Here is a 19,189-nt window from a genome sequence, read left to right on the forward strand (position 1 = left end):
TGTGTTGGCTGGGCACCATACAAGACAAGAGGCAACTTCATGACTACACCGACTTCCCGCATCGCCCTGTTCGCATCCACCGCCATCGCCGCAGCCACCCTGGTCGCCTGCGGCGGCGGCGGCAGCAGCCCCGCGCCGGCCCCGACCGCCACCATGGGCACGCTCGGCGTCTCGATGACCGACGCGCCGGCCTGCGGCTTCGACGCCGTCAACGTGACCGTCAACAAGGTGCGCGTGCACCAGAGTTCCACGGCGTCCGACACCGATTCGGGCTGGACCGACATCACGCTGTCGCCGGCCAGGAAAATCAACCTGCTGAACCTGACCAACGGCGTGCTCGAGTCGCTCGGCCAGACCACGCTCGCGCCGGGCCACTACACCCAGCTGCGCCTGGTCCTCGACGCCAACACCGGCAGCGGACTGGCCAACTCGGTCGTCCGCACCGGCAGCACCACCGAAGTCTCGCTGACCACGCCGAGCGCCGTTCAGAGCGGCATCAAGCTGGTGAACGAGTTCGACGTCGTGGCCGGCCAGCGCGTCGACCTGGTGCTCGACTTCAACGCCTGCAAATCGGTCGTCACCACCGGCAACGGCAAGGTCATGCTCAAGCCCGTCGTCAAGGTCGTGCCGACCTCGATCAACGGTATATCCGGCTTTATCAGCCCGGCTCTGCTGGCCAGCCACGTCAGCGTGTCGGCGCAGCAGAACGGCGCGATCGTCAGCGCCACCGTGCCGAGCGCGACCGGCGAGTTCTTCCTGTCGCGCCTGACGCCGGGCAACTACGACGTCGTCATCACCGCCGACGACCGCGCCGCTTCGGTCGTGGCCGCGGTGCCGGTCGCGTCCACCACCAGCACCACAGCGTTGAGCACGGCGGCGGCGCCGATTACCCTGGCCACCAGCACCAGCGCCTCGATCGCCGGCGCCGTGACGATGACGCCGGCCAGCGCCACCGAGCCGGCCTTTGTCGCCGCCAAGCAATCGTTTGCCGCCGGCCCGACGGTCGTCATCAAGTACACCGGCGCCGACCTCAGCACAGGCGCCTACACGCTGGCCAAGCTGCCGGTCGCCGCGCCGCAATACACGGCCTACAGCGCGACCTTGCCGCTGGTGTTCACCCAAAACCTGACCAGCACCCCGGGCGCCGGCAAGTATACGGTGGAGGCGTCGGCCACCGGTTACGCCACCAAGTCGATCACCCCGGTCGATATCACGACGGCGAACCAGGCCGCAGTCAATATCACGCTGACGCCATAACTCCGGCCTGTCCCTCTAAAAAGCCCCGAAATAATTCTTCGGGGCTTTTTTTATTTCTGTGTGTATAATGTTATTAAATAAATGCCAATTTTGAATTTGCAACAATCTAGCCGCTATGTGAGTTTGCGAACGGAAATGTTAGGGCTGATCTATAAGATCGACTCAATGGCAGAGATCCTTGCTGCGGTCGTAGCAAGCTGCCCACTTTACGAAATTTGAGGCTTACCATGAAAACCACGTTCCGTCCCCTCCGCCTGCTTGCAGTGACTTCCATCGCCGCGGCGTTCGTGACCGCCTGCGGCGGCGGCGGCGGTGGCGCGGCCACCAGCCCGGCGCCGGCGCCGGCGCCACCGCCCGCGGCACCGGCGCCGGTGCCAGCTCCCGTGCCGGCCCCAACGCCAGCGCCAGCTCCGGTGCCGACCCAGTCTGCCGATCAGACGCCCGTGCCGACCTGGACCTTCCCTGCAGGCGGCGCGACCACGCCGGCGACCGTGCCGACGTCCGATCCGGTCCCGGTACCGACGCCGGCGCCCCCGCCGAATCCGGGAACGCCGACCGTGCAGTTCGGCACCGTGAAATTCAACCTTTCCGCAGAACCGGCGTGCGGTTTCGATGCCGTCAACGTGACCGTCACCAAGGTGCGCTTCAACATGAACGCCAATGCCGGCCCGAGCGATGCCGGCTGGACTGATATTGCCTTGCAACCTGCGCGCCGCATCGATCTGGCCAAGATGCGCAACGGTTCGCTCGAAGCCCTGGCCACGGCTGCATTGGCGCCGGGCCAGTACGCCCAGGCCCGCCTGGTGCTCGATCCGAACACGAACAACGACTTGACCAACAGCGTGGTGCTGGCTGGCGCGGAATTGCCGCTGTCGACCCAGTCGATCGCGCCGGAAGGCATTTTGCTCGACAAGGGTTTTGATCTGGCCAACGGTCAGACCCTGACCCTGGTGGCCGACTTTGATGCCTGCCGCTCGGTCGTGCCGTTCGCAGGCAGGTTCCTGCTGCGGCCGTACGTCAAGGCGGTACAGACCGTCAAGAACGGCATCAACGGCTACGTCGCCGCCGATTTGCTCGGCTCCAATGTGCTCGTCAGCGCCCAGCAAAATGGCGCCGTGATCCGTTCCACCTTGCCAGATCCGACGACGGGCGAATTCAATCTGTCGCGCCTGAACGTCGGCAATTACGATGTCGTCATCACCGCGAACGGCCGTGCCGCGGCGGTGATCGCGTCGGTGCCGGTGGCATCGGCCGTGAGCACGACGTCGCTCAACGCTCCGTCCACTGCAATCACGCTGCGGCCAAGCACGACGGGCCGGATCGATGCCTCGCTGTTCATGAACCCGGTCAGCGCGGTGCAGACTGCGTTCGGCAGCGCCAAGCAGAAACTGGGCGCCGGCCCGGAGGTGACCATCAACTTCCGCAATGCGGCGCTGGACACCGGTGCGATCCGATTCTCGAACCTGCCGCTGATGAATCCTTGGCTTGCCACCTATGCCGAGGGCAAGCCGCTGGTGTTCGTCGAGCAGACCACCCTGGTTCCGGCACTCGGTTACTACACGGTCTCCGCGTCCGCGCCTGGCTACACCACTGTGAACGAGCTGCCTTTCCCGATCTCTGGGAACTGACGTGAGCGGCGCCCCTTGCCGGGGCGCCGCGTTCCGACTCTCGGGCGCTGATGAGCCGGGCGCCCGGTGCAGTACAATGCCGAGTTGCCGTCATGGCAAATGCGCGTTCACGAGGCTTCAAAATCGACCCGATTCTCCTATCCATCCTGCTGGCGACGACTATCGCCGGCGTGTTTTCCATCACCGCCGCGGCGGTGTTTTCGTTCGCGCTGCTGTCGAAGATGGTCGAGCGCATGGTCAGCCTGTCGGTGGGCATCATGCTGTCGACCTCCTTGCTGCACGCACTGCCCGAAGCGTTCGAATCGAGCGCAGACCCGCGCAGCCTGTTCGCCACCCTGCTGGCCGGGCTGCTGTGCTTTTTCATGCTCGAGAAACTGGCGATCCTGCGCCACTCGCACCATCACGAGGGCGACGGCCACCATCACGCGCACGGGCACGACGCGCGCGAAGCGGGCAAGGCCGGATGGATGATCCTGATCGGCGACGGCATGCACAACTTCACCGACGGCATCCTGATCGCGGCGGCCTTCCTGGCCAATCCGCAGCTTGGGCTGGTGACGGGCTTGGCGATCATCGCGCACGAGATTCCGCAGGAGATCGGCGACTTCATCGTGCTGCTCAACGCTGGCTTCACGCGCAAGCGCGCCTATTTCTTTAATCTGCTGTGCAGCCTGATGGCGGTGGCCGGCGGCCTGCTCGGCTACTTCACGCTGGACAAGGCCAGTGGGCTGATCCCGTATGTGCTGGTGTTTGCCGCGTCGGGTTTCATCTACATCGCCGTCAGCGACCTGATGCCGCAGATGCAGCGCCGCGCCACGGTGCGCGAGTCGGTGCCGCAGGTGCTGCTGATCGGCCTGGGCGTGGTCATCGTGCTGTTCCTGACGGGCGGCCACCGCGCCTGATCCCTGCGGTATGTCATCAGGCAGGCATTTTTGGGCGCTATATTGTTTCTCAATAAAGAACAATAATAAAGGCGACGAAATCATGACACTGATGAATCAGATCGACGGCGTCCGCGCCATGCAGGTGCGCCAGAATTCACGCTATTGCGAGGCGACCGCGCAAATTCCCTCCACGCTGTACGCATACTGGAAGCGCACCGCGCTGTTCGAATTCAAAGGCATCCCGCAGGATGCTTTTTTTCGCCAGCGCCACGGAAGGCCTGCTTGATTTCTTCGACTGCGTGCGCGCCAGCGGCAAGCCGTGCGTTCTCCCCTCTGCCGCCGCCGACTCGGTATGGCATGCCTGGATCGCGCTGGATGCGGCGTCGCTCGAAGCCTTCACTATCAGGCATTTTGGCAGGACGATCCCACACGTGGAGTCCGGGGCGATGGGCGCGGACGGGGATTTTGCCATGGCGAACTGCGTGGTGGCCGCGCGCAGGCTGGAACGGCGTAACCCGTTCATACCCTGCGTTCCGCGGCTTTTCGCGCTGGACGGCTACTTGAAAATGCCCTACGGCTTCGGCTACCGAATTGAGCGGGGTAGGCTCGCCTGCCAGCGCCTCGATCAGCAAGGGCGGCCGGTGGGTAGGTTGTGGTGCCCGGATGGTTTGTCGCTCGCCCAGCTACAGGCGTCCGGCCTGATAGCGGATGCAGATGCCGGCCTGGTAACGGCCGCAGGTGCCGGCCCGGGCGTAAAGCGCTCGAACGCGGATGGCGGCGGGTGCGGAAGCTTCAGCGTCGGAGATGGCGGCAGTTGCGATGGCGGAGGAGGCGGTGGAGGAGACGGTGGAGGGAGCGGCTGCGGAGGAGGGTGCGGGGGAGGTTGCGGCAGCGGCTGAAGATGGGGTCAGGTCCGCCGGACCTGACCCCGGCCGTTCATTCGCCGGTAGCGACCGGGCGCGCCGGGTCCGCGCACCACTCGCTCCACGAGCCCGGATACAGCGCGGCGCCCTGCATGCCGGCCACTTCCAGCGCGAGCAGGTTGTGGCACGCCGTCACGCCCGAGCCGCACTGCATGATGGCCTTCGCCGCGTCATCGATCAGCGGCGCGAAATCGGCCTTCAGCTGAGCTGCGTCCTTGAAGCGGCCGTCGGCCTGCAGGTTGTCCTTGAAGAAGCGGTTCCGCGCGCCCGGAATATGCCCGCCGACGGGGTCGATGGTTTCGTTCTCGCCGCGGAAGCGGTCCGGCGCGCGCGCGTCGATCACCATGCGTTCGCCCGTGCCGATATTGGCCAGCACTTCCGCTGCCGACACGGTCGCCACCAGCGGTTCGCGTTCCGCGATCGAGCCGCGCGCCTTCACCGGCGCCTCGCTCGTCAGCGGCAGCCCAAGCGCCTGCCACGCCGCGATGCCGCCATCGAGCACCGCCACCGCCGGATGCCCGACCCAGCGCAGCAGCCACCACACGCGCGCCGCATACATGCCGCCGTGCGCGTCGCAGGCCACCACCTGGGTGTCGTCGCTGATGCCCCACGCGCGCAGCGTGTCGATCAGCGCGGCGCGCTCCGGCAGCGGATGGCGCCCGCGGAACTGGCCGTCGGCACCGCGCTTCTCGCCCGACAGCGCGTGCTCCATGTCGGCGAACACGGCGCCGGGAATGTGCCCGGCCGCATACGCTTCGCGGCCGGCCGCGAGGTTCATCAGGTCGTGCCGGCAGTCGACCACGACCAGCTTCGGATCGTCGATGCGCGCTGCCAGCTCGCTGGCGGAAATCAGTGTCGTGTTCATAGGGTCCTTACGTCTCGCTTGCAATCGGATCGGTCCTCTCGACCGCGGTGCCGCGGTCGGTGCTGCGGGTATTGTAATAGGTGACGGCCAGGCCCGAGCCGAGAATCACCGCCATGCCGAGCCAGACGTGCCAGTCGAAACGGTCGCCCCACAGCAGCATGCCCCAGACGCTCGAGAAGATGATGCCGGTGTACTGCAGGTTGGCCACCACCAGCGTCTTGCCGGTGCCGTAGGCGCGCGTCATCGCCATCTGCGCCAGCGTGGCCGACACGCCCATGGTCAACATCAGCGCGGCGCCGCGCAGGTCGAGCGCGTGCCAGGTATCGACGGACGGATCGACGACGGTGGTCGCGCTTCCGGCCAGGCCGGCCATCAGGTTCACCACCGAAAAATAGAACACCACGCGGTATTCCGGCTCGCCCAGCAGCGACAGCTTGCGCACCTGCAGGTAGGCCGCTGCGGACAATATTCCGGAGCACAGGGTGGTGATCGCGCCGAGCCACTGGCGCGCTTCGAACGCCGGCTGCAGCACCAGCGTGACGCCGACGAACGACAGCAGGATGGCGCCGACCAGCGGCCATTCGACGTGGTCCTTCGAATGCCACCAGCCGGCGCAGAACAGGAAGGCCGCCATCCAGATCGGCGACATGTAGTTGAGGGTGACGGCGGTGGCCAGCGGCAGCTTGGAAATCCCGAAGAACCACAGCCACAGCGACACCACGCCGACGCAGCCGCGCCACAGGTGGTCCTTGATGTGCACCGTGCGCAGGCTGCCTCGCTGGAAGCGCACCAGCAGCGACAGCATCACCACGCCGATCAGGCCGCGGTACATCACGATTTCGGAAATCGAAAAGGAGGCGGATGCCAGCTTGACGCACGCCCCCATCACGGAAAACAGGAAGGCGGCGGCCAGCATCCACACCGGCGCCATCAGGGTTCCTCGCCCTGCACGTCGATGTTGGCGCGGTACCACTCGTGGAAGTGCTGCATGCCGTCTTCCATCGGCGACTGGTACGGCCCGGTCTCGCTGACGCCTCGCTCCATCAGGATGCGGCGGCCGGCGTCCATGCGCAGGGCGATCTCGTCGTCCTCGACGCAGGTTTCCATGTACGCGGCGCGCTCGGCCTCGATGAAGTCGCGCTCGAACAGCACGATCTCTTCGGGGTAGTAGAACTCGACGACGTTGCGGGTTTTCTGCGGGCCGTCCGGCCACAGGGTCGAGACGATCAGCACGTGCGGATACCACTCGACCATGATGTTCGGGTACAGCGTGAACCAGATCGCGCCGTTTTCGGGCGGCACGCCGCCGCGGAACTTGAGCACCTGCTCCTGCCACTTCTGGTAGATCGGCGAACCCGATTTCTGCAGGCCGCGGTTGACTCCGACCGTCTGCACCGAGTAGTCGCGGCCGAATTCCCAGCGCAGGTCGTCACAGCTGACGAAGCCGCCCAGGCCGGCGTGGAACGGCTCGACGTGGTAGTCCTCGAGGTAGACCTCGATGAAGGTCTTCCAGTTGTAATTGCAGGTCTGCACTTCGACGTGGTCGAACATGTAGCCGGTGAAGTCGAAATCCTTGGTCACCGACAGCTGCGACAGCTTTTCCATGACGTTGTAGCCGTTCTGCTCGAACAGCAGGCCGTTCCAGTTTTGCAGCGGGGTCTTGGATAAATGCAGGCACGGCGTTTCGGGGAAATGCGGCGCGCCGATCAGTTCGCCCTTGAGGTCGTAGGTCCAGCGGTGCAGCGGGCAGACGATGTTGTCGGCATTGCCGCGGCCATTGAACATCAGCGCCTGGCGATGGCGGCAGACGTTCGACAGCACTTCGATGCCGTGCGGATTGCGCACCAGCATGCGGCCTTCTTTCTCGGACGCGAGCGTGGCGAAGTCGCCGACCTCGGGCACCATCAGTTCGTGGCCGACGTAGCGCGGCCCCGACTGGAACAATTGTTGTATCTCGCGCTTCAGCAGCGCTTCGTCAAAATAGACATCTACCGGAAGCTGCGCGTTCGGGCGCGCCAGCTTGGCGTGGGTAGCCAGATCGGACATCCCAACCCCCCTTTAATATGTGCACCGAGCAAAGAAGAGAAAGAATCCAAAGACCAGTATTAGCTTGCGGAAATACGGTATTTCGGACAGAACCGGCGATTATACCGTGGAACGGGCTCTACAGTCGCGGGCCGGCGCGGGAATGTGGTGCGGATCGGTGCAGGTATTGCAGCAAGTACATCGTTTTCATTGGGGAGGGACCGAGTGCGATAAAATGTCCATTTGTGCGCATGCTGCCAAAAGACCAAGCGTCATCACCGAAGCGGTGGATTGATCTAGAATAAGCAATTAGACTCGCCGCCGGCGCACAAGTTGCGCGCGGCCGTTACGAATAAAGCATCTATGGCAAAGAAATTAATGGAAGACGCGGCGCCGGCGCCCGAATCGTTCGAGCAGGCGATGGCCGAGTTGGCGCAACTGGTGACCCGGATGGAGTCGGGCCAGCTGCCGCTCGAGGCATCGGTGGCGGCGTATGCGCGCGGCTCGGAACTCGTCAAGTACTGCGCCGGCCAGCTCGACAAGGTGGAGTCCCAGGTCAAGGTGCTCGAGGGCGACATGCTCAAGCCGTTCGCCGCCGAAGGCATCGACCAGGGCGCCCAATGACGATAGCCGCCTCGTTCGAAGGCTGGATGCAGACGGTGCAGGTGCATGTCGAGGACGCGCTCGACGAGTTCCTGCCGCGCCCGGACGTGGCGCCGGCCAGGCTGCACGAAGCGATGCGCTACACGGTGCTCGGCGGCGGCAAGCGGGTGCGCCCGCTGCTGGTGTTCGCCGCCGGCGGCCTGTTCGGCGCCGAGACCGATGTATTGAAACGCGCCGCGGCGGCGGTCGAAATGATCCACGCGTACTCGCTGGTTCACGACGACATGCCGTGCATGGACGACGACGCCCTGCGCCGCGGCAAGCCGACGGTGCACGTCGCGTACGACGAAGCAACCGCGCTGCTGGTCGGCGACGCGCTGCAGGCGCAGGCCTTCGACGTGCTGTCGCGCGATTACAGCGTGCCGCCCGGACGCCTGGTGTCGATGCTGCGCGTGCTGGCCGGCGCCTCCGGTTCGCTCGGCATGTGCGGCGGCCAGGCGATCGACCTGGACAGTGTCGGCATCGCGCTGAACATCGAGCAGCTTGAGCGCATGCACCAGCTGAAAACCGGCGCCTTGCTGCGCGCGTCCGTGATGCTGGGCGCGCTGGCCGGGCGCGAAGTGAGCGCCGACGAACGGGTTGCGCTGCACGCGTATGCGAACGCGATCGGCCTGGCGTTCCAGGTGGTCGACGACGTGCTCGACGCGACGGCCGATTCGGCCACGCTGGGCAAGACCGCCGGCAAGGACGCGGCCAACGGCAAGCCGACTTACGTGTCCATCCTGGGGCTCGAAGAATCGCAGCGGCTGGCGGAAAAATTGAGGCGTGAAGCGCACGATGCGCTGGCGCCGTTTGGAGAAGGAGCACAGAGGTTGCGCGCACTGGCGGACCTCATCGTGCAGCGGAAAGCGTAAATGAACTTGCTAGAGACAATCAACGATCCGGCCCAGCTGCGCAAGCTGGCGCGCACCCAGCTCACGCCGCTGGCGCACGAGCTGCGCCAGTACCTGCTCGAGTCGGTATCGAAAACCGGCGGCCACCTGTCGTCGAACCTGGGCACGGTGGAGCTGTCGATCGCGCTGCACTACGTGTTCAACACGCCGCACGACCGCATCGTCTGGGACGTCGGCCACCAGACCTATTCGCACAAGATCCTTACTGGCCGGCGCGACCGCATGCACACGCTGCGCCAGTTCGCCGGCCTGTCGGGCTTCCCGAAGCGCGACGAAAGCGAGTACGACACCTTCGGCACCGCGCACTCGTCGACCTCGATTTCGGCCGCGCTGGGGATGGCGCAGGCGGCCAAGATCAAGGGCGAGCACCGCCACGCGATCGCCGTGATCGGCGACGGCTCGATGACGGCCGGCATGGCGTTCGAGGCGCTGAACAACGCCGGCGTCCAGGAGGACGTCGACCTGCTGGTGATCCTGAACGACAATGACATGTCGATCTCGCCGCCGGTCGGCGCGCTGAACCGCTACCTGGCGCGCCTGATGTCGGGCCAGTTCTACGCCGCCGCCAAGTCGGTCGGCAAGACGGTGCTGCCGCCGCCGGTGCGCGAGCTGGCCAAGCGCCTGGAAGAACACGCCAAGGGCATGGTGGTTCCGGCCACGATGTTCGAGGAATTCGGCTTCAATTACATCGGCCCGATCGACGGCCACGACCTCGAATCCCTGATCCCGACGCTGGAAAACATCAAGAAGCTCAAGGGCCCGCAGTTCCTGCACGTCGTGACCAAGAAGGGCCAGGGCTACAAGCTGGCCGAGGCCGAGCCGATCCTGTATCACGGCACCGGCAAGTTCAATCCGTCCGAAGGCATCAAGCCGGCGGCGGCGGGCAAGGTCACCTACACCGAAGTATTCGGCAACTGGCTGTGCGACATGGCGGCGGCCGACAAGCGCCTGGTCGGCATCACGCCGGCGATGCGCGAAGGCTCGGGCATGGTGCGCTTCGAGCAGCAGTACCCTGAACGCTACTTCGACGTCGGCATCGCCGAACAGCACTCGGTGACGTTCGCCGGCGGCCTGGCGACCGAAGGCCTGAAGCCGGTGCTGGCGATCTACTCGACCTTCCTGCAGCGCGGCTACGACCAGCTGATTCACGACGTGGCGCTGCAAAACCTCGACGTGGTGTTCGCGCTCGACCGCGCGGGCCTGGTCGGCGCCGACGGCGCGACCCACGCCGGCAATTACGACCTGGCTTACCTGCGCTGCATCCCGAACATGGTGGTGATGGCGGCGTCGGACGAAAACGAATGCCGCCGCATGCTGACCACCGGCTTCCATTACGACGGTCCGGCCGCGGTGCGCTATCCGCGCGGCGCCGGCATCGGCGCGGTGATCGAAAAAGAGCTGACCTCGATCGAGATCGGCAAGGGCGAGATCAAGCGCCGCGGCGCCAAAGTGGCGATCCTGGCGTTCGGCTCGATGGTGGCGCCGAGCGTCAAGGCCGGCGAAGAGCTCGATGCGACCGTGGCCAACATGCGCTTCGTCAAACCGCTCGACGTCGAGCTGGTCAAGCAGCTGGCGCGCGAGCACGACTATCTGGTGACGGTGGAAGAGGGCTGCGTGATGGGCGGCGCCGGCGCGGCGGTGGCGGAAGCCATGGCCGCCGAAGGTATCGTCAAGCCGATCATGATGCTCGGCTTGCCGGACAAGTTCATCGACCATGGCGACCCGGCGGCCCTGCTGGCCGGCGTCGGGCTCGATGCCAAGGGAATCGCCGCGTCGATTCGCCAGCGCTTTGCCCTGGCCGAGCCACGACTCGTGGTGAACAACAGCTAGCGTCCAAAGGCTGGGGTCAGGTCCGCCGGACCTGACCCCGAACTTAACGCCGCAGTCTCCGTTACCGCTTGCGCTCGTGCTGCCACAGCACGTCGCTGCCGCCGGCAAACCGGTTCAGCACCCGCGCCAGCACGAACATCAGATCCGACAGCCGGTTCACATACTGGCGCGGATGCTCGTTGATCTTCTCCGCCTTCCCAAGCGTGACGATGCTGCGCTCCGCGCGCCTGCATACGGTCCTGCACACGTGCGCGATCGACGCCGCGCGCGACCCCGCCGGCAAAATGAACTCCTTCAGCACCGGCAGGTCCGAGTTGTACTTCTCCAGCATTGCATCGAGCCGCACCACGTGCGCATCGGTGATCAGCTGGAAGCCCGGGATGCACAGCTCGCCGCCGAGGTCGAACAGGTCATGCTGGATGGTCACGAGTTCTTCGCGCAGGTCGGCCGGCATGTCCTCGCACAGCAGCAGCCCGACGAAGCTATTGAGTTCGTCCACATCACCCAGGGTGGCGATGCGCGCGCTGTCCTTCTCGGTGCGGCTGCCGTCGCCCAGCCCGGTAGTGCCGTTGTCGCCCGTGCGCGTCGCGATTTTTGAAAGCCTGTTTCCCATGATATTTTCCTGAAATCGAATAAGCCGAGGATACGGCAAAACGCCATTCCAGTACAATCGACATATGTCCCAGTCCCTCCCCATCGATCCCGAACGCAGGCGTCAAGTCGCGGCAGCCTTGCGCGCGGTCCTGCCCGAACGCTGCGTGCTGTCCGACCCGGAAGACACGCATCCCTACGAGTGCGACGGCCTGGCGGCCTACCGCCAGCTGCCGATGGTGGTCACCTTGCCCGACTCCGAAGAGGAGGTGCTGGCGATCCTGAATATCTGCCGCGAGCTGAAGGTGCCCATCGTGCCGCGCGGCGCCGGCACCGGACTGTCGGGCGGCGCGCTGCCGCTGCATGACGGTGTGGTCATCTCCACCGCGCGCCTGAACCGCATCGTCCGGGTCGAGCCCGACGCCCGCACCGCCGTGGTCCAGCCGGGCGTGCGCAACCTCGCCATCTCCGAAGCGGCCGCGCAGCACGGGCTGTATTACGCGCCCGATCCGTCGTCGCAGATCGCCTGCACCATCGGCGGCAACGTGGCCGAAAACTCGGGCGGCGTCCACTGCCTAAAGTACGGACTGACCGTGCATAACGTGCTGCGCGTGCGCGTGGCCACCATCGACGGCGAGATCATCGAGCTTGGCGGCGAGGCGCTCGACGCGCCGGGCCTGGATCTGCTGGCGGTCTTCATCGGCTCCGAAGGCATGCTCGGCATCGTCACCGAAGTCACCGTCAAGCTGGTGCCCAAGCCGCAGTCGGCGCGCGTGATCATGGCCTCGTTCGACGACGTGGTCACAGGCGGCAACGCGGTGGCCAGCGTGATCGCCGCCGGCATCATCCCCGCCGGCCTCGAAATGATGGATCGCACCTCGGTGCGCATGGTCGAGCCGTTCGTCAAGGCAGGCTACGACACCGACGCCGCCGCCATCCTGCTGTGCGAGGCAGACGGCACCCGGCTCGAAGTGGACGAGGAGATCGAGCGCATGACCGGCGTGCTGCAAGCGGCCGGCGCCAGCGCGATCCAAGTGTCGCAGAGCGAGGCGGAGCGGATGAAGTTCTGGTCCGGCCGCAAGAACGCCTTCCCGGCGGCGGGCCGCATCTCGCCCGACTACTACTGCATGGACGGCACCATCCCGCGCAAGAAACTGGCGCAGGTCCTGACCGGCATCGAGCTGATGGAGGCCGAATACGGCCTGCGCTGCGCCAACGTGTTCCACGCCGGCGACGGCAACCTGCATCCGCTGATCCTGTTCGACGCCAACCAGCCGGGCGAATTCGCGCGCGCCGAAGCTTTCGGCGCCGCCATCCTCGCGCTGTGCGTGGAAGTGGGCGGCACCATCACCGGTGAACATGGCGTGGGCAAGGAGAAGATCGACTCGATGTGCATCCAGTTCGGCAGGGCGGAGCTGGACGCCTTCTTCGCGGTGAAGCGCGCGTTCGACGTGCCTTTCCTGCTCAATCCCGACAAGGCCATCCCGACCCTGAACCGCTGCGCCGAATTCGGCAAGATGCGAGTCAGCGCCGGGCTGCTGCCGTTTGCCGACTTGCCGCGATTTTGACGAGGACATGACAGTGCGGGACATCGAACAATTCAGGGACCGGATCCTCGCGGCCGCGGCCGACAAGCGCAGCCTGCGCATCCGCGGCGGCGGCACCAAGGACTGGTACGGCCAGGCGCTCGATGGCGAGATCCTCGACACGCGCGCATTTTCCGGCATCGTCGACTACGAGCCGACCGAGCTGGTGATCACCGCGCGCAGCGGCACGCCGTTGGCCGAGATCGAAGCGGCGCTGGCCGAGCGCAACCAGATGCTTGCGTTCGAGCCGCCGCACTTTGGCGCCGGCGCCACGTTCGGCGGCGCGATCGCGGCGGGCCTGTCCGGTCCGCGGCGCGCAGCCAGCGGCGCCGTGCGCGACTTCGTGCTCGGCGCGGTGATGATGGACGGGAAGGGCGAGATGCTGACCTTCGGCGGCCAGGTCATGAAGAACGTGGCCGGTTACGACGTGTCGCGCCTGCTGGCCGGCTCGATGGGCACGCTGGGCCTGACGCTGCAGCATTCGGTCAAGGTGCTGCCGCGCCCCGTGCGCGAAGCGACGCTGCGGTTCGAGATGAGCGAGATCGATGCGATCCGTCGCCTGAACGAGTGGGGCGGCCAGCCGCTGCCGATTACGGCGAGCTGCTGGCACAACGGTCAGCTCACCGTGCGCCTGGCTGGCGCGCAGGCCGCGGTGGACGCCGCGGTGCGCGAGTTCGGCGGCGAATCGGTCGGCGAAGGCCGCGCCTTCTGGGCCAGCCTGCGCGAGCAGCAGCACGAATTCTTCAGCGGCGCCGAGAGCCTGTGGCGCCTGTCGGTGCCATCGACCACCGGCGCCATCGTCCTCAAGGGCGAACAGCTGATCGAGTGGGGCGGGGCGCAGCGCTGGCTCAGGGGCGGCGGCTCGGCCCAGGACATACGCGCGGCGGTGACGGCGGTGGGCGGCCACGCCACGCTGTTCCGCGGCGGCGACAAGCGCGTCGGCGTGTTCCAGCCACTGGCGCCGGCCGTCGCGAAGATCCATGAACGGCTCAAGGCGGCATTCGATCCGTCGAACGTATTCAACCCGGGACGGATGTACTGATGCAAACCAATCTCGCCGACTTCATCAAAGGCACGCCCGAGGGCGACGAAGCCGAAGCGATCCTGCGCGCCTGCGTGCATTGCGGCTTCTGCACCGCGACCTGTCCGACCTACCAGATCCTGGGCGACGAACTCGATGGCCCGCGCGGGCGGATTTACTTGATTAAGCAAGTACTTGAAGGCGCCGAGCCGACGCGCAAGACCCAGCTGCACCTGGACCGCTGCCTGACCTGCCGCAATTGCGAGTCGACCTGTCCGTCCGGCGTGAAGTACGGCCGGCTGGTGGACATCGGCCGCAAGGTGGTCGAGCAGCGCGTCGCGCGACCGATCGGCGAGCGCATCACGCGCACGCTTCTGAAGGAGTCGCTGCCGCGCGAATGGATCTTCAAGCCGGCGTTCAAGGCCGGCCAGCTGGTGCGCCCGTTGCTGTCGCGCGACCTGCAGGACAAGCTGCCGCCGACACCCGATGCGGGCGTGTGGCCGAGCCGCGTCCATGCGCGCAAGATGCTGGTGCTCGATGGCTGCGTGCAGCCGTCGATGGCGCCGAACATCAACAGCGCCACGGCGCGCGTGCTCGACGCCGTCGGCGTGCAGCTGGTGGTCGCGCCGAAGGCCGGCTGCTGCGGCGCGCTGCGCTTCCACCTGAACGACCAGGAAGCGGGGCTGAACGACATGCGCCGTAATATCGACGCCTGGTGGCCGATGATTGAACAAGTGGAGGCGATCGTCATGACCGCTTCCGGCTGCGGCGTGACCGTGAAGGAATACGGCCACCTGCTGGCGAACGACAGCGCGTATGCGGAAAGGGCAGCACGCATTTCGGCGCTGACGCGCGACCTGTCGGAAATCATGCCGGAATTCGAAGCGGAGCTGGGCGCGAAGCTGAAGGGGAAGATCGCCAAGCGGGTCGCCTACCATCCGCCGTGCACCCTGCAGCATGGCCAGCAGATCCGCGGCAAGGTCGAAGGCGTGCTGCGCGCGGCCGGCGTCGACGTCACGCTGTGCGCCGACAGCCATCTGTGCTGCGGTTCCGCCGGCACGTATTCGATGCTGCAGCCGGAGCTGTCGCACGAGCTGCGCGACCGCAAGCTGGCCAACCTGACGGCCACCGGCGCCGAGGAAATCGTCTCGGCCAACATTGGCTGCCTGACCCACCTGCAGTCGGGGACCGACATTCCGGTGACGCACTGGATCGAACTGATCGACCGCGCGCTGGCGTAGGAATGGGGTCAGGTCCGCCGGACCTGACCCCGGGTTTGGCGCCGCCGCGTGAACCTCGCCCCGTGTTTAATTCGCCACCTTCGGCGCGATGGAAGCGAGCACCTCATTGAGCAGCACCGTATCGACGGGTTTGGTCAGGTGGTGGTCGATGCCCGCATGGATCGAGTGCTCGCGGTCGTTCTTGCTGCCGTAGCCAGTCACTGCGATCATCGATGCGTCGCGCAATTCGGGAAGTGCGTGCAGTCGCCGCGCCAGTTCATAGCCGCTCATGTCGGGCAGGCCGACATCGAGCAAGCAAGCGTCGGGACAAATCGCGGCCGCGGCGTCGAGCGCCTCCTGCCCTGAAAAGGCGAGGTGGATTGCATGCCCGTCGGCGCCCAGCACCATCCCCAGCGTTTCCGCCGCATCGCGGTTGTCGTCGACAATCAGCAGGCGCAAGCGCGCACCCGCGCGAGGCGCGTTGGGCGCCTCGGATGCTTCCGTCTTGGGCCCTGCCGCCAGCAGCGGCAGCGTCACAACGAATTCGCTGCCCTGTCCTTTGCCTGCGCTGTGCCCGGTGACCGAACCGTCGTGACGCTCGACCAGGCTCTTGACCAGCGCCAGGCCCAGACCCAGGCCGCCGGTGGTGCGGTCGGACGAACGGGCCGCCTGCGAGAACAGTTCGAACGCGTTTTCCAGGGTGGCAGAATCCATGCCGATGCCGTCGTCCTTGACGCTGATGTGCGCGCCTTCGCCATCGCAGCGCAGGCGCAGCGCGATATTGCCGCCGCGCGGCGTGTATTTCGCCGCGTTGTTGAGCAAGTTCGCCAGCACCTGCACCAGCCGCTTGTCGTCGCCCAACGCGAACGCCTGCGCCGGGTCGAGCTGCACGCTGAAATGATGCTGGTTCTGTTCGATCATCGGGCGTGCCTGTTCGACCGCGTCGGCAATCACGCGCTTCAGGTCGAGGCGCGTCATCGACAGCGTCACCAGGCCTTGCGTCACGCGCGAGACGTCGAGCAGGTCGTCGAGCAGGCGGTTCATGTGGCGCGCCTGGCGGTCGATGATGGTGCCGGCCTTGAGCGTGAGCGCGGCGTCAGCCCTGCCCAATGTGAGGATCTGCGCGGCGGCGCTGATCGGCGCCAGCGGGTTGCGCAGCTCGTGCGCCAGCATCGCCAGGAATTCGTCCTTGCGCTGGCTCGCTTCCCTCAGTTCTTCGGTCGTGCGCATGCGCTCGGTGATGTCCGAGACAATGCCGATCAGGCGGTCGGGCCGGTTGTCGGCGCGATAACGGCTGCCATGCACGCTGATCCAGTGGACGCTGCTGTCGTTCCAGATAATGCGGGTGTCGAAACGCAGCGCTCCTTTATTCTGCAGCGCTTCGTGAAATGCCGCCTGCACGTGCGCGCAGTCCTTCGGATGAACGTGCCCGAGCATGATGTCGACGCTCCACGCGGGTGCGCCGTCCGGGTAGCCGAAGCACTGGTCGTGGCGCAGCGTGCGCGTGGCTGTGAGCGATTCGAGGTCCAGGTCCCATTCGCCGATTTCGGTCGCCTCGAGGGTAAATTGCAGGCGCGCCGCCAGTTCGAGCTGGGCTTCGACCGCGCGGCGCACTTCGGAGATGTCGCGCGAGACCGCGAGCAGGCGCTCGACCTGGCCTTCGCGATTGCGGATTGGCGTGACGAGAACGTCCCACCATTTCGGCGTGCCTTTGGCGGTCGGGCAGAACGCGTGGAAGTGTCCTTCTTCCCCGGTCAGCGCGCGGTCCATCGCCGTCTGGACTTGCGCGCGTGCGGCATCGGGCCAGAGGACCGGCCACTTATGGCCGAACACGTTGGTGAAATCGTCGATCTCCATGGCGCACATGCCATTGCGGTTCATCGCAAGCAGGGCGCCGTCGACTTCCATGATCTTGATGCAGTCCGGGCTTTGTTCGAACGCCCAATCCATGTTGATGGAGCCGTCGGTGAACGATTCCTGTGGGTGCTGCGGAAGGGGCGAATCCATGCCTGCTGCTCGATTCTGCTAAACGAATAAGCAGCGACTATACCTGACGAACGCCAATGACGACGCCGGCTTCGCAGGTTTTACCGAAAGGAGTTTTTTGGAATCGCCAGCCGGTTTCGCGACGGTAGCGATGAAGATGGGGTCAGGTCCGCAGGACCTGCCCCCGGCGCTCACGCTGCCAGCAGCTTTTCGATGTCGCCGGTCAGTTCTTCCGGCTTGGTCGATGGCGCGTAGCGCTTGAATACCTTGCCGTCTTTCCCGACCAGGAATTTGGTGAAGTTCCACTTGATCGCTTCGGTGCCGAGCAGGCCGGGCGCATCCTTCTTGAGCTGCTTGAACAGCGGGTGCGCGTCGTCGCCATTGACGTCGACCTTGGAAAACAGCGGGAAGGTCACGCCGTAGTTCTTTTCGCAGAAGGCGCCGATTTCCGCTTCGCTGCCTTTTTCCTGCGCGCCGAACTGGTTGCACGGAAAGCCCAGCACCACGACGCCCTTGTCGCTGAACTGCTTGTAGACTTCCTCGAGCCCCTTGTACTGCGGCGTGAAGCCGCAGTCACTGGCGGTGTTCACGATCAGCAGGACCTTGCCCTTGTATTGCGCCAGGTCGACGGGCGCACCGGCCAGGCTGGTGGCCGAGTAGTCGAAAATGTTCATGGTCAGACGATCCCCAAGTGCTGTGTGCCGGCGGACAGGTCGCGGTTTTTCGCGTCCTTGCCTTCCAATTTTATCGCAAGGCGCAGATCGTTGACCGAGTCGGCGTTGCGCAGCGCGTCTTCGTAGCTGATCTTGTCGGCCTCGTGCAGGTCGAACAGCGCCTGGTCGAAGGTCTGCATGCCCAGCTCGCGCGACTTCTTCATGATCTCCTTGATCTCGTGCACATGGCCCTTGAAAATCAGGTCGGAGATCAGCGGCGAATTGAGCATGATTTCGATCGCCACCACGCGGCCCTTGGACTCCTTGCGCGGTATCAGGCGCTGCGACACCATGCCCTTGAGGTTCAGCGACAGGTCCATCAGCAGCTGGGCGCGGCGCTCTTCGGGGAAGAAGTTGATGATGCGGTCGATCGCCTGGTTCGAGCTGTTGGCGTGCAGCGTGGCCAGGCACAGGTGGCCGGTTTCGGCAAACGCGATCGCGTGCTCCATGGTCTCGCGGTCGCGGATCTCGCCGATCTGGATCACGTCGGGCGCCTGGCGCAGCGAATTTTTCAGCGCCGCCTCGAAGCTGTCGGTGTCGACGCCCACTTCGCGCTGCGTGATTACGCAGTTCTTGTGCGGGTGGACGTATTCGACCGGGTCCTCGATGGTGATGATGTGGCCGTGGCTGTTCTCGTTGCGGTAGCCGACCATCGCCGCCATCGTCGTCGATTTGCCCGAACCTGTGGCGCCGACCATGATCACCAGGCCGCGCTTGGCCATGATGATGTCGGCCAGGACCGGCGGCAGGTCGAGCTCTTCGAGTTTCGGGATGGTGGTGGTGATCACGCGCAGCACCATGCCGACGCAGCTCATCTGCACGAAGGCCGAGACGCGGAAGCGTCCCAGGTCGCCCGGGCTGATCGCGAAGTTCGCTTCCTTGGTCAGCTCGAAGCCGGCGGTCTGTTTGTCGTTCATGATCGACCGCGCCAGGTCGGAGGTGTGCGCGGCGGTCAGCGCCTGGCTCGACACCGGCGTCACCTTGCCGTCGATCTTGATCGCCGGCGGGAAGCCGGCGGTGATGAACAGGTCCGAACCGCCCTTGCTGGTCATCAGCCGGAGCAGGTCGAACATGAATTTTGAAGCCTGGTCGCGTTCCATCGTC

Annotated in this window: 18 protein-coding genes; 11 read left to right on the top strand and 7 right to left on the bottom strand. The window is 65.5% G+C overall.

Features of this window, described 5'->3' with window-relative positions; genetic code table 11:
* Positions 1–39: 39 nt before the first annotated feature.
* The 5 genes from AC1D02_RS00565 (at position 40) to AC1D02_RS00585 (ending at position 4,668) form a co-directional block, all read left to right on the top strand.
* Positions 40–1,257, top strand: a complete 1,218-nt coding sequence (locus AC1D02_RS00565; protein WP_477312620.1) for a DUF4382 domain-containing protein — start codon at positions 40–42, stop codon at positions 1,255–1,257.
* Between the two features lie 227 nt (positions 1,258–1,484).
* Positions 1,485–2,885 carry a DUF4382 domain-containing protein gene (locus tag AC1D02_RS00570; protein ID WP_477312622.1) on the top strand — a complete coding sequence of 467 codons (1,401 nt, stop codon included), beginning with the start codon at positions 1,485–1,487 and terminating at the stop codon, positions 2,883–2,885.
* 92 nt (positions 2,886–2,977) lie between these two features.
* Complete coding sequence (locus AC1D02_RS00575) at positions 2,978–3,787, top strand: ZIP family metal transporter (RefSeq protein WP_477312624.1); 810 nt, start codon at positions 2,978–2,980, stop codon at positions 3,785–3,787.
* A gap of 91 nt (positions 3,788–3,878) precedes the next feature.
* Positions 3,879–4,055 carry a hypothetical protein gene (locus AC1D02_RS00580; protein ID WP_477312626.1) on the top strand — a complete coding sequence of 59 codons (177 nt, stop codon included), beginning with the start codon at positions 3,879–3,881 and terminating at the stop codon, positions 4,053–4,055.
* Positions 4,018–4,668 (top strand): hypothetical protein, encoded by a 651-nt coding sequence (locus AC1D02_RS00585; RefSeq protein WP_477312628.1) that lies wholly within the window; start codon positions 4,018–4,020, stop codon positions 4,666–4,668. The genes AC1D02_RS00580 and AC1D02_RS00585 overlap by 38 nt, the downstream gene beginning before the upstream one ends.
* A 37-nt stretch (positions 4,669–4,705) precedes the next feature.
* On the opposite strand, the gene AC1D02_RS00590 is transcribed toward AC1D02_RS00585, so the two are convergent.
* Genes AC1D02_RS00590 through AC1D02_RS00600 form a run of 3 tightly spaced genes read right to left on the bottom strand, consistent with a single transcriptional unit; the run spans position 4,706 to position 7,603 of the window.
* On the bottom strand, positions 4,706–5,557 hold the full coding sequence (locus AC1D02_RS00590) for a sulfurtransferase (protein WP_477312630.1): 852 nt from the start codon (positions 5,555–5,557) through the stop codon (positions 4,706–4,708).
* A gap of 7 nt (positions 5,558–5,564) precedes the next feature.
* On the bottom strand, positions 5,565–6,488 hold the full coding sequence (locus AC1D02_RS00595; protein ID WP_477312632.1) for a DMT family transporter: 924 nt from the start codon (positions 6,486–6,488) through the stop codon (positions 5,565–5,567).
* A complete protein-coding gene (locus AC1D02_RS00600) occupies positions 6,488–7,603 on the bottom strand; it encodes an aromatic ring-hydroxylating oxygenase subunit alpha (RefSeq protein ID WP_477312634.1) in 1,116 nt (371 codons plus the stop codon). Before AC1D02_RS00600 ends, AC1D02_RS00595 begins: the two co-directional genes overlap by 1 nt.
* Positions 7,604–7,945: 342 nt before the next feature.
* Between AC1D02_RS00600 and AC1D02_RS00605 the strand changes: the two genes are divergently transcribed.
* From AC1D02_RS00605 to dxs, 3 genes are read left to right on the top strand one after another with little or no spacing between them, the layout of a single operon-like run.
* Positions 7,946–8,206, top strand: coding sequence for an exodeoxyribonuclease VII small subunit (locus AC1D02_RS00605; protein WP_477312636.1), 261 nt, complete (start codon positions 7,946–7,948; stop codon positions 8,204–8,206).
* Positions 8,203–9,099, top strand: coding sequence for a polyprenyl synthetase family protein (locus AC1D02_RS00610; RefSeq protein ID WP_477312638.1), 897 nt, complete (start codon positions 8,203–8,205; stop codon positions 9,097–9,099). The genes AC1D02_RS00605 and AC1D02_RS00610 overlap by 4 nt, the downstream gene beginning before the upstream one ends.
* Positions 9,100–10,968 (top strand): 1-deoxy-D-xylulose-5-phosphate synthase, encoded by a 1,869-nt coding sequence (gene dxs, locus AC1D02_RS00615; protein WP_477312640.1) that lies wholly within the window; start codon positions 9,100–9,102, stop codon positions 10,966–10,968. It abuts the gene before it with no gap.
* A gap of 61 nt (positions 10,969–11,029) precedes the next feature.
* On the opposite strand, the gene AC1D02_RS00620 is transcribed toward dxs, so the two are convergent.
* Positions 11,030–11,581 carry a cob(I)yrinic acid a,c-diamide adenosyltransferase gene (locus AC1D02_RS00620; RefSeq protein WP_477312642.1) on the bottom strand — a complete coding sequence of 184 codons (552 nt, stop codon included), beginning with the start codon at positions 11,579–11,581 and terminating at the stop codon, positions 11,030–11,032.
* Between the two features lie 64 nt (positions 11,582–11,645).
* Between AC1D02_RS00620 and AC1D02_RS00625 the strand changes: the two genes are divergently transcribed.
* The 3 genes from AC1D02_RS00625 to glcF are packed head-to-tail and all read left to right on the top strand — an operon-like array spanning position 11,646 to position 15,407.
* Positions 11,646–13,127, top strand: coding sequence for an FAD-linked oxidase C-terminal domain-containing protein (locus tag AC1D02_RS00625; RefSeq protein WP_477312644.1), 1,482 nt, complete (start codon positions 11,646–11,648; stop codon positions 13,125–13,127).
* A gap of 7 nt (positions 13,128–13,134) precedes the next feature.
* Positions 13,135–14,187 (top strand): glycolate oxidase subunit GlcE, encoded by a 1,053-nt coding sequence (gene glcE / locus AC1D02_RS00630; RefSeq protein ID WP_477312646.1) that lies wholly within the window; start codon positions 13,135–13,137, stop codon positions 14,185–14,187.
* Positions 14,187–15,407 (top strand): glycolate oxidase subunit GlcF, encoded by a 1,221-nt coding sequence (glcF, locus tag AC1D02_RS00635; protein ID WP_477312648.1) that lies wholly within the window; start codon positions 14,187–14,189, stop codon positions 15,405–15,407. The genes glcE and glcF overlap by 1 nt, the downstream gene beginning before the upstream one ends.
* A gap of 66 nt (positions 15,408–15,473) precedes the next feature.
* Here the strand turns inward: glcF and AC1D02_RS00640 are convergent, their stop codons facing one another.
* The 3 genes from AC1D02_RS00640 to AC1D02_RS00650 form a co-directional block, all read right to left on the bottom strand.
* Entirely contained in the window at positions 15,474–17,393 is a 1,920-nt protein-coding gene (locus AC1D02_RS00640) for a PAS domain-containing hybrid sensor histidine kinase/response regulator (protein ID WP_477312650.1), read from the bottom strand.
* Between the two features lie 170 nt (positions 17,394–17,563).
* On the bottom strand, positions 17,564–18,046 hold the full coding sequence (locus AC1D02_RS00645; protein ID WP_477312652.1) for a glutathione peroxidase: 483 nt from the start codon (positions 18,044–18,046) through the stop codon (positions 17,564–17,566).
* Positions 18,047–18,048: 2 nt separating this feature from the next.
* A complete protein-coding gene (locus AC1D02_RS00650; RefSeq protein WP_477312654.1) occupies positions 18,049–19,185 on the bottom strand; it encodes a PilT/PilU family type 4a pilus ATPase in 1,137 nt (378 codons plus the stop codon).
* Between the last annotated feature and the right edge of the window lie 4 nt (positions 19,186–19,189).

It is taken from the genome of Massilia sp. P1_C10, from assembly GCF_056406475.1.